At 68.0% G+C, this 12,642-nt stretch carries 11 protein-coding genes; 6 read left to right on the top strand and 5 right to left on the bottom strand.

Annotation, left to right across the window (positions count from 1 at the left end; translation table 11 throughout):
• Positions 1–26: 26 nt before the first annotated feature.
• From BLT71_RS13150 to BLT71_RS13135, 4 genes are all read right to left on the bottom strand, one after another.
• Complete coding sequence (locus BLT71_RS13150) at positions 27–2,522, bottom strand: FtsX-like permease family protein (protein ID WP_091721005.1); 2,496 nt, start codon at positions 2,520–2,522, stop codon at positions 27–29.
• 2 nt (positions 2,523–2,524) lie between these two features.
• Positions 2,525–3,301, bottom strand: coding sequence for an ABC transporter ATP-binding protein (locus BLT71_RS13145; protein WP_091721002.1), 777 nt, complete (start codon positions 3,299–3,301; stop codon positions 2,525–2,527).
• 102 nt (positions 3,302–3,403) lie between these two features.
• The gene (locus BLT71_RS13140; protein WP_091721000.1) at positions 3,404–4,132 is read right to left on the bottom strand and encodes a response regulator; all 729 of its coding nucleotides are present in this window, start codon (positions 4,130–4,132) and stop codon (positions 3,404–3,406) included.
• Positions 4,133–4,135: 3 nt separating this feature from the next.
• Positions 4,136–5,329 carry a sensor histidine kinase gene (locus tag BLT71_RS13135; RefSeq protein WP_091720997.1) on the bottom strand — a complete coding sequence of 398 codons (1,194 nt, stop codon included), beginning with the start codon at positions 5,327–5,329 and terminating at the stop codon, positions 4,136–4,138.
• A 152-nt stretch (positions 5,330–5,481) separates the two neighbouring features.
• On the opposite strand from BLT71_RS13135, the gene BLT71_RS13130 reads away from it, so the two are divergent.
• Positions 5,482–6,534, top strand: coding sequence for a 3-isopropylmalate dehydrogenase (locus tag BLT71_RS13130; RefSeq protein WP_091720994.1), 1,053 nt, complete (start codon positions 5,482–5,484; stop codon positions 6,532–6,534).
• Between the two features lie 104 nt (positions 6,535–6,638).
• Positions 6,639–7,751 (top strand): branched-chain amino acid aminotransferase, encoded by a 1,113-nt coding sequence (locus BLT71_RS13125; protein ID WP_091720991.1) that lies wholly within the window; start codon positions 6,639–6,641, stop codon positions 7,749–7,751.
• Positions 7,752–7,945: 194 nt separating this feature from the next.
• Here the strand turns inward: BLT71_RS13125 and BLT71_RS13120 are convergent, their stop codons facing one another.
• The gene (locus tag BLT71_RS13120; protein WP_091720989.1) at positions 7,946–8,539 is read right to left on the bottom strand and encodes a hypothetical protein; all 594 of its coding nucleotides are present in this window, start codon (positions 8,537–8,539) and stop codon (positions 7,946–7,948) included.
• A gap of 133 nt (positions 8,540–8,672) precedes the next feature.
• Between BLT71_RS13120 and BLT71_RS13115 the strand changes: the two genes are divergently transcribed.
• Genes BLT71_RS13115 through BLT71_RS13100 form a run of 4 tightly spaced genes read left to right on the top strand, consistent with a single transcriptional unit; the run spans position 8,673 to position 12,591 of the window.
• Positions 8,673–9,500, top strand: a complete 828-nt coding sequence (locus tag BLT71_RS13115) for an MBL fold metallo-hydrolase (RefSeq protein ID WP_091720986.1) — start codon at positions 8,673–8,675, stop codon at positions 9,498–9,500.
• A gap of 3 nt (positions 9,501–9,503) precedes the next feature.
• Complete coding sequence (locus BLT71_RS13110) at positions 9,504–10,280, top strand: fumarylacetoacetate hydrolase family protein (protein WP_091720984.1); 777 nt, start codon at positions 9,504–9,506, stop codon at positions 10,278–10,280.
• 50 nt (positions 10,281–10,330) lie between these two features.
• Complete coding sequence (gltX, locus tag BLT71_RS13105) at positions 10,331–11,845, top strand: glutamate--tRNA ligase (protein ID WP_091720981.1); 1,515 nt, start codon at positions 10,331–10,333, stop codon at positions 11,843–11,845.
• Positions 11,845–12,591 (top strand): HAD family hydrolase, encoded by a 747-nt coding sequence (locus BLT71_RS13100; protein ID WP_091720978.1) that lies wholly within the window; start codon positions 11,845–11,847, stop codon positions 12,589–12,591. Before gltX ends, BLT71_RS13100 begins: the two co-directional genes overlap by 1 nt.
• Positions 12,592–12,642 lie beyond the last annotated feature (51 nt).

Here is a 12,642-nt window from a genome sequence, read left to right as displayed (position 1 = left end):
CCTTTTTAGTGGTGCCTCCGGCGGATCTACGTGGTGGCGAGCCCCTGCACCGGTGACAGCAGGGACGCCCGCCTGGCGGGAAGGACCGATGCCAGCAGCCCGGCGGCGATTGCCACGGCCAGCACTCCCGCCAGCTGCAGCCAAGGAACCACCGGCGTGACCGCGGCCAGGCTGCCGAGCGCCGAACGGGCGCCCAGCCATCCGTACACCGTTCCCAGGGCTGAGCCGAGCAGCGCCGCGACGGCGGCAACCAGGACGGCTTCCAGGGCAAGCATTCCGCGTAGCTGGCCTCGGGTCAGGCCCAGCGCCCGCAGCAGGGAGTTCTCACGCGTCCGCTCCAGCACGGACAGGGACAGGGTGTTGGCCACGCCGATCAGCGCGATCAGCACCGCGACCCCCAAGAGGCCTGTGACCACCAGGAGCAGCACGTCGATGACCTCGTTGAAGGTGACACGCTCAATAGCCGCACCGCTGACAGCGCTCCCGCCAACGCCGAGGGCGTGGGCCACGGCGGACTGGATGTCCTTGATGCGGTCCCCGGACAGCTGCCCGCCGCCGGGGGCGTCTGCAAGGCGCACCCACACGGTGCTGCCCGCCGTGGCATCGCCCAGCAGGCCGGACTGCTGCGCGGTCTCCGCGGAGACGAGCGCCGGAATGTTGCGGGTCCGCAGGACCTCTGCCTCCAGGGTGGCCGTGCCGGATGCGCCGTTGACGTCGACGCGCCCCGCTTGGGCGCCCTCGGGCAGGTAGATCTTCCCGGGCTCCAGGACGAGTGTGGTGTCGCGGAGCAGCCGTCCGGCCTCCGCTGCGCCGACCGCGTAGACGGGGTTTTCCGCGCCCTGCTGCTCGAAACGCCCCGCCGCGGGCAGCAGCGCGGCAGCCGCAACGCCATCGATCCGCGCCACGGCGTCTTGCTGGGCCGCGGTCAGGTGCTCAGCGGTGACGGCCATGTCCACCGGGTAGGTCTCGGCGAGGGCGTCATCGAATGCCTGGCGTGCGGTGGCCGCCCCGGTCATCATCAGGGCCACCAGCGTGACCCCGATGAGCAGGGCGGCAGCCGTCACTGATGTCCTCCCAGGGTTGCGGACGGCGTTGAGCGCAGCCAGTTTGCCGGGGACGCCGGCGGGAGCGGCCAGCCGTCCCGCCAGGCCTACCAGCCGGGGCACGAACAGCGTGGCGCAGAGCAACACCCCGATGAAGGACAGCACGCCGCCGGCGAACGCCACTACCAGCATCACGCTGGCCGCGCCGAAGGCGAGCAGCGGAACTCCCAGGGCGAGGGCGGCAAGGCCCATGACCAGCCGTACCCGGCCGCGCCGGTTCCCGATGCCGGCATCGTCGGCGGGGCGCAGGGCAGCGAGCGGCGCTACGGCGGTCGCCGCCCTGGCAGGGACCATGGCGGCGGCCACGGTCAGGACCGTACCCACGGCGAGGCCCGCCACGATGGACGACGGCGGCACCGCCATGGTGGCAAAGGCCATGTCCGGCTGCGTCCCGGCCCAGCCAATCAGGGCTGCCATCAGGCCGACGGCGGCGAGCACCCCCGCCACGGAAGACACCAGGCCCACCACGAGGGCTTCGGCCAGGACGGAATTGCGCACCTGCGCCCGGGCGGCGCCCAGGCACCGGAGCAGCGCGAGTTCCCGGGTGCGCTGGGCCACCAGCACTGCGAATGTGTTGGAAACCACCAGGCCGGAAACCAGCAGGGCGATTCCGGCGAAAGCCAGCAGGACCACCGTCAGTTCGTCCTGGCCGCCGGTCATCAGGGCCACCTGGGCCGTGACCTGCTCGTCCGCGGTCTTGACCTGCGCGGGGGTTCCGGTGCCGGCAATCGCTGCCAGGGCGCCCGCCCTGGCCGCGGCAACGTCGGTGCCCGGCGCCAGCGCAAGCTGGATGCTGGCATAGCCGTCCGCAGCGCCCGGGCCGGCACCGGGGGCCTGGCCGTCCGCCGCCAGCGCACTGACCGCAGGAGTTCCGGCCAGCAGTTGCGGGAGGGCGGAGGCGAAAGGATCATGGCTGGCGCGGAGGATCCCGGTGACGGTCATCGCCGTGGTGGTGGCGCCGTCCGGAGCCCTGAGCTCCAGGGCGTCGCCGACATGCAGCCCGTAGCGCCCGGCAGTGTCGCTGTCCACGGCGACGCCGTCGGCACGCACCGGCAGGGCGCCATCGGTAACGGCCGCTGTTTCCAGGGCATCGGGCGCCAGGTTGCGGGCCTGCGCGAACACTTCCTGGCCGCCTGCCGTGAATTCCGCATACGCCTGAAGGCGACCGTAGGCTTCGCTGACGCCAGGTACCCCTCGGGCCGCTGCCAGGGCCGCACCGTTGAAAGTACCCCTGTCCGGTGTGGCGATGAGTTCCGCCCTGCTGTACGCCTCGCCAAGGCTGGCGCCCAGCGACGCCCTGGTGCTGGCACCCACCATCAGTGTGGTGGACAGGAATGCCACCGACAGCATGACGGCCAGGCCGACGGCTATAAACCGCCGGCTGTGGGACTGGAATTGCGAGAGGGCGACGCGCAGCACGCTCAGCCTCCCAGCTTGCCGAGGGCGGCAAGGACGGATGCGGCGGTGGGTTCGGCGATCTCGCCCACCAGGTTGCCGTCACTCATCAGGACCACCCGGTCGGCGTAGCTGGCTGCCACGGGATCGTGCGTGACCATGATGATGGTCTGGCCCATTTCGCGGCTGCTCCGGCGCAGCAGTGACAGGACTTCGCCGCCGGCTGTCGAATCAAGGTTACCGGTGGGTTCGTCTCCGAAGACCACGTCGGGCCGGGTCAGCAGGGCCCGGGCCACGGCAACCCGCTGCTGCTGGCCGCCGGAGAGTTCATGCGGCCGGTGCCGGAGCCTGTCCTTGAGGCCCAGTGTGGACACCACGGTGTCGAACCAGGCGGTGTCCGTGGCTTTGTTGGCCAGCGCCAGCGGGAGGGTGATGTTCTGTTCGGCCGTCAGGGTCGGCACCAGGTTGAACGCCTGGAAGACAAACCCGATCCGGTCGCGGCGCAGTGCGGTGAGCTGCTTGTCGTTCAGGGCCGTGATGTCCGTCCCGCCCACCAGGATCTGCCCGGAGTCCGCGGTGTCCAGGCCGGCGAGGCAGTGCATCAGGGTCGACTTGCCCGAGCCGGACGGTCCCATGATTGCCGTGAAGCGGCCGGCGTCGAAGGTGACGCTGACCTCGCGCAGGGCACTGACGCGGGTGGCGCCGCGGCCGTAGTTCTTGGTGAGGGACAGTGCCTGGACAGCGGGGGAGGAAGTGGCGTTATCCCTGTTCAAACCAGGGTGGTCATGCACGGAAGTTGTCATGGTTCCACGCTATGGGCCGGCACCCGGCCGGGGGATCGGCCTGGGGTCTGGTCCTGCCGGGGACGGGATCATACCGTGGTCTGAGCCCGCGCCCATACGCTGTCAGCCTCCGGGAGTGACCACTCCGGTCTCGTACGCGATCACCACGACCTGGACCCGGTCGCGGGCTCCCAGCTTGGCCAGGATATGCCCCACATGGGTTTTGACCGTGGCCTCGGACACAAACAGGCCTGCCGCGATCTCGGGATTGGACTGTCCCTGCGCAATGAGCTGGAACACCTCGCGCTCGCGGGCGGTGAGCCGCTGGACGGCCGCATGGTGTTCCGGCCGTTCGCTGCCTTGGGTGCGCAGCAGCGGGGCAACATGGTCCAGGAGCCGCCGGGTGGTTGACGGAGCGATGACAGCGTCTCCGCGGTGTACGGTCCGGATGGCCTCCAGCAGTTCCTCGGGAGGAGCGTCCTTGAGCAGGAACCCGCTGGCGCCGGCCTGGATGGCGGCCAGCGCGTACTCGTCCAGGTCGAAGGTTGTCAGCACCACCACCCGGAGCTCTGTCCTGGCCGAGCCGGCCGGGGCGGCAAGCGCGCTTTCCATCAGCCGGCGGGTGGCTTCAATTCCGTCCATGCCCGGCATCCGGACGTCCATCAGGACGACGTCGGCCGCCACCGCGCCGAGCGCCTGCAGCGCCTCAAGGCCATTGCCCGCTTCGACCACCACGTCGAGGTCGGGCTGGGAGTTGATCAGCATGCCAAATCCCGACCTGACCAGCTGCTGGTCATCGACCAGGGCAACCCTGATCCTGTCCGCAGGCGCGTGTTCTTCCAGGAGTGTCATTGCTCAGGCCTCTGTGTACGGGAGGAAAGCCGAGACCAGGAAGCCCCCGCCCGCGGCCGGTCCGGCCGCCAACGAACCATCGTAGAGGTTGATTCGCTCCCGCATTCCGCGCAGGCCGTTGCCGCCGTATTCCGCAGCGTCGCCGGCGTGGTCCGCGGAGGCGCCCCGGCCGTCGTCGTACACCTCTATCTGCAGGCCCCGCTGCTGCCAACGGATGGCGGCACTGGCGGTGGCCCGGGGCCCTGCGTGCTTAAGGACGTTGGTGAGCGCCTCCTGGAGCACCCGGTAGGCGGTGAGTTCGGCACCGGGCGGAAGAACCCGGCGCGGGGAGCCTTGCTGTTCAAAGGCCAGGGGAAGGCCTGCCGCCCGGAAGCCGAGGAACAGCTCGTCCACGTCTGACAACCCGGGCAGCGGACGGGTGGCGGCCTCATCGCCGTGCCGCAGCACGCCCAGCAGGCGCCGCATTTCCGCCAGTGAGGTCCGGGCTGTGGCGGCGACAGTGGCCAAAGTCTCGGTGGCAACCGAAGGGTTGGCCGCGGCGGCATACCTGGCGCCGTCAGACTGGGTGATGATCACCGAGAGGGAATGGGCCACAATGTCGTGCATTTCCCGGGCGATGTGGGCGCGTTCATCGGCGGCGGCGAGTGACCGTTCCTGCTGTTGTTCGATCTCGAGCCTGCGGGCACGGTCTGACAGGGTCTGGAGCTGCTGGCGCCGCACCCGGGTCAGGTCGCCCAGGGTCCAGCTGAACAGGACCAGCATCCAGATCAGCACCGTATACACCGCGCTGATGGTCAGGCCAAGGACTCCGGTTTCGGCGGTGCTGCTGAGGTTGCGGCTGGTCAGGAGCACCCCGCCGAGCAGGCCCAGGCCAAGCACGGAGCGGCTGGCCCAGACGGGACCGTAGGCGGCAACGGCGTAGATGATCAGCGGAACGGCCACCAGGCCCGCCAGCGGCTCAAGCCCGGCGGCCCACAGCGCAAGGCAAGCGAGCACGATGGCTGCTGCGGCGCGGACCGGGCTGGTCCGCCGCCAGGCCAGCGGAACCACCAGCGCGCTGGACAGGAGAAAGTGGCCTGGCCTGTCGGCGAGGAGATAGACCGGGCCGCAGAACACCAGGACCGCAAACATGAGGGCCAGGTCCACCCGGAAGGTGTTGACCCGGAGCCATTGATAGATCTTGTGCCGTCGTTCCACCCGGGAACTCTATGCGGTTGGGGCCTGACGACGCCTCATACCGGAGGCTGATCTCGCTTCCGGAGGGTCCGCCCGGGAGGCACAAGGCACGGTCGTGTCTGAATAGTGAGACATGTTGACCAGCATATGGATGTTTTGGCTACCCTGAAAATATGAGCACATCCTCCATTGACCTTGCAGTAATTCCCGGCGACGGCATCGGCCCTGAAGTCATTGCCGAGGCAGTCAAAGTGCTGGAAAAGGCTGTGGCCGCGGAGGGAGTGGAGCTCAAGCAGACCCACTACAAGCTTGGTGCCGAGCACTGGCTGGCCACCGGCGAGACCTTGCCGGACGAGGTCCTCGCGGACCTGCGGACCCGCGATGCCATCCTGTTCGGCGCTGTCGGGGCAGCCCCCGGTGACACCCGCATCCCGTCCGGCATCATCGAGCGCGAGATGCTCCTGAAACTGCGGTTCAGCCTCGACCACTACGTCAACCTGCGCCCGTCACGGCTGTACGGCACAGTCGGCAGTCCCCTCGCCAACCCGGGCACCATTGATTTCATCGTGGTCCGCGAAGGAACCGAAGGACCCTACGTGGGCAACGGCGGCAGCCTGCGCGCCGGCACCCCGCACGAAGTGGCCACCGAGGTGTCCCTGAACACCGCCCACGGCGTGGAGCGCGTGGTCCGCGATGCCTTCCGCCGCGCCAGCGCCCGCGAACGCAAGCACGTCACCCTGGTCCACAAGCACAACGTCCTGGTTTTCGCCGGGCACCTCTGGAAGCGCACTGTCGAGGCCGTGGCCCAGGAGTTCCCGGAGGTCACCCACGACTACCTGCACGTGGACGCCGCCACCATTTTCATGGTTACCGATCCGTCCCGCTTCGACGTCATCGTCACCGACAACCTTTTCGGTGACATCCTCACGGACCTGGCTGCCGCCATCACCGGCGGCATCGGACTGGCCGCCAGCGGGAACATCAACATGGACCGCACGGCGCCCTCCATGTTCGAGCCCGTCCACGGTTCCGCGCCGGACATCGCCGGCCAGGGCAAGGCCGATCCGACGGCGGCCATCCTCTCCGCCGCGCTCCTGCTGGACCACCTTGGCTACGCCGAAGCGGCCCGAAAGATCGAAGCCGCGGTAGTGGCCGACGTCGAAAAGCGCGACGGCACCGCCCGCAGCACCACCGCCGTCGGCGACGCCATCGCCGCCGGACTCTGACCCGCGCCGGAGCCACCGGCATCGGGCGTAAGCTTGTCTCGAATTACCAAATGCCGCCACCTCCGTTCAGCGCTGAACCCCCGGCGGCCGATCGTGGAGGAACCATGACCCAGACTGCCCATGGCGTCGAATTCAGCCTGCAGCCTTCGGCGAACCCGAAGACCGCAGAACAGCGTGAAGCCATCCTGGCGAACCCGGGATTCGGCAACTACTTCACCGACCACACCGCCGTCGTCGACTACAGCGTGGACGCGGACGGCAACGGCGGCTGGCACGACCCCCGGGTCGAAGCCTACGGACCCATCGTCCTGGATCCTTCTGCAGCCGTCTTCCACTACGGCCAGGAGATCTTCGAAGGGCTGAAGGCCTACCGCCACGCCGACGGTTCCGTCTGGACGTTCCGTCCGGAGGCCAACGCGGCCCGGCTGAACAAGTCCGCACGCCGGCTTGCCCTGCCCGAGCTGCCCGTGGAGTACTTCCTCGGCGCCATCCGCGAGCTTGTGGCCGCGGACAAGGACTGGGTTCCGAACGGCGACGGTGAGGCCCTTTACCTGCGGCCGTTCATGATCGCCACCGAGGCGTTCCTCGGTGTCCGCGCCGCTCGGGAGGTTTCCTTCCGGGTCATCGCTTCGCCTGCCGGCAACTACTTCGGCGGCGAGCTCAAGCCGGTTTCCATCTGGATCTCGCGCGAGTACGCCCGTGCAGGGCGCGGCGGAACGGGCGATGCCAAGTGCGGCGGCAACTACGCCGCGTCCCTGATCGCCCAGCAGGAAGCTGAAGCCAACGGCTGCAAGCAGGTCCTTTTCCTCGACCACTTCAACGACGACGCCGTGGAAGAGCTCGGGGGCATGAACGTCTTCTTCGTCATGAAGGACGGCTCCCTGGTCACGCCCGCCCTTACCGGCACCATCCTCGAAGGCGTCACCCGGATGTCCGTCATGCAGGTGGCCAAGGACATGGGCCGGGAGGTCACCGAGCGCAAGATCACCCTCGATGAATGGCGCGACGGCGTTGCCTCCGGCGAGATCACGGAGGTCTTTGCCTGCGGAACCGCGGCCGTCATCACCCCCATCGGTGTCCTCAAGGACGCCACGGAATTCATCGGCACGGAGGACGCCAAGGCCGGTGAAACTACCATGGCCATCCGCGAGCAGCTGCTGGGCATCCAGACCGGCACCGTTCCGGACACCCACGGCTGGCTGACCCGCCTCGCCTGAGCGGGCTGACGGTTTAGAAGCGCACGACGGCGCCTGCCGGACTCCGGTCCATGCAGGCGCCGTTTGCGTCTAAGCCCTTCGCCTGCCGGTCCGGGCCTTGTTCGCGGATCACAACCGTCGAGGCCGGGTTTCGCGAAGAAGCTTCGGAGCTTTGGAGCGGTGTGCGCGGGTCGGCATAATGCCTACGACGGCGGTCAGCGCCGGGCTGCCTTGCGGGCGGCGTTCTTCTGGGCTTTGCGGGAGACCGGCTTCAGGGCCTTCCGGGCCGCCTCTTCGGCCAGCGCGTGCTGGCGCCGGGCATCGATGATGTCGTTAAACAGGGACGAGGCAAACACGCCGCCGTCCTGCGCGTATACCTCATAGGGATAGCCTTCGAAGGCCGCGGGGGTGGCTCCGGCATTGAACGGTTCCCTGCCCGTGGCCTTGGCGGCCGCGTCACCCAGCGCCCAGGCGCGGGTCAGGTGCGTGGTGATGTTCTCATTGGCGAAAGCTGCGGCGTCACCCGACACAGCGGCACGCGCCAGCAGTTCCTCCAGTTCGCCGGCCAGGATACCGGCCGCCTGTGCGTCTGCTGCCTCCGACTCGGCGAGTTCCGCCCCGGCCGCGTCCACTGCTTCGCTCCAGTCGGCCGTCCCGCGGAACGTCTTCCAGGTGGGAAACCAGACCACGGTTCCTGCCGCATGGTTGTGGATGTGCAGGAGCCCGGTGCTCTTCTCCGTCGAGGAGTGGTCGTGGCCGTCCGCTTCTGCGTTGGCGATGAGTTCTGCAAGGCTGGGTGCGCTGGTCATGAATGTATCCGGCTTCCTGATGGTGGATGGGGCATCATTTGTGGTCAACCCTCCCGGGTGTTAGATCTATTCCGGCCCGTGATCCGGGGCCGGTGATCGGGAAACCCCGGTCCATCGGTGCAAGGATGGGGCAGTGACTCATGATCCCGCCGCCACCCTGCAGCGCAGTTCCGACCTGACCCGGTTCATCCTTGCGCCCAATCCCGGACCCATGAGCCTGGACGGGACCAACTCCTATGTCCTTGCCGGTCCCGGCAGCCCCACCGCGGTGGTGGTGGATCCCGGACCGGACGATGAAGTTCACCTCCTGGCTCTGGCGCGCGCGGCCGACGTTGAACTCGTCCTCATCACCCACCGCCACGCCGACCACACGGCGGGTTCGGCGCGGCTGCACGAGCTCACCGGCGCCCCTGTCCGCGCCGCGGATCCGGCCCACTGCCACGGTGGGGGAGTGCCGCTGCAGGACGGTGAGGTGGTCCGCGCCGCGGGGCTTGAGCTGACCATCCTGGCCACTCCGGGGCACACCTCCGACTCAGTCTGCTTCCACCTGCCCGGCGATGGGCCGGACGGGTCCGTCCTGACCGGGGACACCATCCTGGGCAGGGGAACCACCATGCTGGACTATCCCGACGGGACGCTGGGGGACTACCTGGCCACCCTGGACCGGCTTGAGGACATGGGGGCGGCCACCGTCCTGCCGGCCCACGGACCTGTCCTCCCCTCCCTGGCGGAGGTTGTCCGCGGCTACCGGACGCACCGCCACGAACGCCTGGCGCAGATCCGCGCAACCCTGGACCGGCTGGGCCGGGACGCGTCCGTTGGCCACGTGGCGGACGCCGTTTATTCCGACGTCGGACCTTCCGTCAGGCGCGCCGCCGAGATGTCAGTGGCCGCGCAGCTGCACTACCTGCGGGAGGGGCCCGGAAATGCGGGAGCCCACCCCGGAAACGGTAGGGTATGAACCATGCGTATTGCGAGGTTTGTCGTCGATTCCGATCCCCTGTACGGCGTTGTTGAAGGTGACGCCGGCAGCGAGGAAATTACTGTCATCCAGGGTGACCCGTTCTTCAATGGCGTGGAGCGCACGTCGGTCCGCCACAAGCTGGAGGACGTCCGGCTGCTGGCGCCGATTATCCCGCGCAGCAAGGTGATCGGCGTCGGCCGGAACTTCGTGGAGCACGCCCACGAGCTCGGCAACGACGTGCCCGCCCAGCCGCTGCTGTTCCTGAAGCCGAACACGGCCGTCGTCGGCCCGAACGATCCGGTCGTGCTGCCGGAGTTCTCCGAGGAGATCTCCTTTGAGGCAGAGCTGTGCGTCGTAATCGGCCGGATCTGCAAGGACGTCCCGGAGGACCGCGTCGACGACGTCATCTTCGGTTACACCTGCGGCAACGACCTCACGGCCCGCGACGTCCAGAAGACCGACCTGCAGTGGACCCGCGCCAAGGGGTTCGATACGTCCGCGCCGCTTGGCCCGTGGATCGAAACGGAGCTGGACACCGAGGACCTGCAGATCCAGGGCAGGCTCAACGGCGAAATGCGCCAGGACGGCAACACCAACCAGATGATCCGCGGCGTCCGGGAACTGGTCTCGATCGTCTCCCAGGCGTTCACCCTGCTGCCCGGTGACGTGATCATGACCGGCACTCCCGCCGGCGTCGGTCTGGTCACCGCCGGTGACCGGTATGAAGTGGAAATCGAAGGCATCGGCCGGCTGTCCAACCCGATCGTCCGCCGCTAACGGACAAGCCGCGGTGGCGGCAGGCGCCAGACGGTAAAGTTGAAGCCACTATGACTATCGCTTCTTCGTCGCCTGCCGCCTCCATCCCGTCTGTTACCCCGGAAACACCCGTACGGGTCCGTTTCTGCCCCTCACCCACCGGCACCCCGCACGTGGGCCTGATCCGTACCGCCCTGTTCAACTGGGCCTACGCACGGCACACCAAAGGCACCCTGGTGTTCCGCATCGAGGACACGGACGCGGCGCGGGACAGCGAGGAGAGCTACCACCAGCTGCTGGACGCGCTGAAGTGGCTCGGCATCGACTGGGACGAGGGCGTCGAGGTGGGCGGCCCGCACGAACCCTACCGGCAGTCCCAGCGCAGCGATATCTACCAGGACGTCATCAAGCGGCTGCATGAGGGCGGATTCATCTACGAGTCGTACTCCACGCCGGACGAGATTGAGGCCCGTCACCGCGCCGCCGGCCGTGACCCCAAGCTCGGCTACGACGGGTACGACCGGCACCTGACGGACGAGCAGCTGGCGCAGTACCGGGCCGAGGGCCGCCAGGCCGTCCTCCGCCTCCGGATGCCCGACGAGGACCTCACCTTTACCGACCTGGTCCGCGGCGAGATTACCTTCCGTGCCGGTTCGGTTCCCGACTTCGCAGTGGTGCGGGCCAACGGCCACCCGCTGTACACCCTGGTCAATCCGGTGGACGACGCGCTGATGGGCATCACCCACGTGCTCCGCGGCGAAGACCTGCTCAGCTCCACCCCTCGTCAGATTGCCCTTTACCGGGCGCTCCACGCAGTGGGTGTTGCTGAGTACATGCCGGAATTCGGCCACCTGCCCTACGTCATGGGCCAGGGGAACAAGAAGCTTTCCAAGCGCGATCCCGAGTCCAGCCTCTTCCTCCACCGCGAGAGGGGCTTCATCCCGGAGGGCCTGTTGAACTACCTGTCCCTGCTGGGCTGGTCACTCAGCGCCGACGAGGACATCTTCACCGTGGAGCAGCTGGTGGAGAACTTCGACATCCACGACGTCCTGGCCAACCCCGCGCGCTTCGACCTGAAGAAGGCCGAAGCCATCAACGGCACGCATGTGCGGATGCTCGCCCCGGAGGATTTCCGGAACCGGGTGGCGCACTACCTGCGGGAAGCCGGACTGGTGGGGGAGATCCTGACCGACCGCGAAGAAGAGATCGTCACCGAAGCCGCACCCCTGATCCAGGAGCGCATCACCCTGCTGGGCGAGGCACCGGAAATGATCGCCTTCCTGTTCAAGGCCGATGACGCCATTGACGTTGCCGACGACGCGCGCAAGGGCCTGCCGGAAAACCTGGCCGAAGTCCTGGACGCAGCGATCGGTGCCCTTGAGCCCATCGAGGAATGGAATCCGGAGGCCATCCAGGCTGCCCTCAAGCAGGCCCTCGTCGAGGACCTTGGACTGAAGCCGCGACTGGCCTTCGGACCGGTCCGCACCGCCGTGTCCGGCCGCCGTATCTCGCCGCCGCTGTTCGAGTCGATGGTGATCCTGGGCAAGGATGCCTCACTCCGCAGGCTTCAGGCTTTCCGCGGCTGATGGTTGTGGCCAGTTCCGCCGTCGGCGGCCTCCTGGAGGCCCAAGTGGGTACCGTCCGGGGTGTCCTGTTCGATATCGACGACACCCTCGTGGATCTCGAATACTCCATGACCACCGCCTTGCGGGAGGTCAGCGAGCATCTCCTGCCCGGCCTCGACCAGTCCGGGTGGGAGCGGTTCGGCCGCATCTTCACCCACGAGACCACGCACTATTACGACCAGTACCTTGCGGGCGAGCTGACGTTCAATGAGCAGCGCCTTCTGCGGGGCCGGGCTGCGCTGGGACACTTCGGCATCGAACTGGCCGACGGCGAGGAATCGCACCAGTGGCTGACCGCCTACATCCAGAAGCAGCCGTCCTACGTGAAGCCGTTCCCGGACGTCCTGCCGCTGCTCGATGTCCTGGACCGGGCAGGGATCCCGTACGGGGCCGTCAGCAACAACGTCCACGACTACCAACGGGCGAAACTGGATGGCGCCGGCCTGGAGCGGGTGGCGCACCTCGTGGGCACCGACACCTTGGGGGTGGCCAAGCCCAACCCGGCGATCTATCTCGAAGGTGTCCGGCTCCTGGGCACTGCACCCGCCGAAACGCTTTACGTGGGCGACAACAGGTTGCTCGATGCGGAGGGCTCGATGGCGGCCGGGCTGCAGGGCGTTTGGCTGAACCGGAACGCGGAAACCGCGGCGCATTTTTCAGGTGCCGCGATTTCCACGCTGGCGGAATTGCTCCCGCTCTTCCACTAGGGGGAGTGCCGGGTCAGTGCAGCCGGCCCGGCGTCGCCCAGTCCGCCACCG

Source organism: Pseudarthrobacter equi, assembly GCF_900105535.1.
Lineage (GTDB): Bacteria > Actinomycetota > Actinomycetes > Actinomycetales > Micrococcaceae > Arthrobacter > Arthrobacter equi.
Note: the sequence above shows the minus strand (reverse complement) of the source record. Positions and strands in the feature narration are given on the sequence as shown.

What these genes read in the sequence shown, in the direction of transcription:
- BLT71_RS13145 (WP_091721002.1), bottom strand. Translation starts at nt 3,301, where the DNA reads ATGACAACTTCCGTGCATGACCACCCTGGTTTGAACAGGGATAACGCC.
- BLT71_RS13140 (WP_091721000.1), bottom strand. Translation starts at nt 4,132, where the DNA reads ATGACACTCCTGGAAGAACACGCGCCTGCGGACAGGATCAGGGTTGCC.
- BLT71_RS13130 (WP_091720994.1), top strand. Translation starts at nt 5,482, where the DNA reads ATGAGCACATCCTCCATTGACCTTGCAGTAATTCCCGGCGACGGCATC.
- BLT71_RS13125 (WP_091720991.1), top strand. Translation starts at nt 6,639, where the DNA reads ATGACCCAGACTGCCCATGGCGTCGAATTCAGCCTGCAGCCTTCGGCG.
- BLT71_RS13120 (WP_091720989.1), bottom strand. Translation starts at nt 8,539, where the DNA reads ATGACCAGCGCACCCAGCCTTGCAGAACTCATCGCCAACGCAGAAGCG.
- BLT71_RS13110 (WP_091720984.1), top strand. Translation starts at nt 9,504, where the DNA reads ATGCGTATTGCGAGGTTTGTCGTCGATTCCGATCCCCTGTACGGCGTT.
- gltX (WP_091720981.1), top strand. Translation starts at nt 10,331, where the DNA reads ATGACTATCGCTTCTTCGTCGCCTGCCGCCTCCATCCCGTCTGTTACC.
- BLT71_RS13100 (WP_091720978.1), top strand. Translation starts at nt 11,845, where the DNA reads ATGGTTGTGGCCAGTTCCGCCGTCGGCGGCCTCCTGGAGGCCCAAGTG.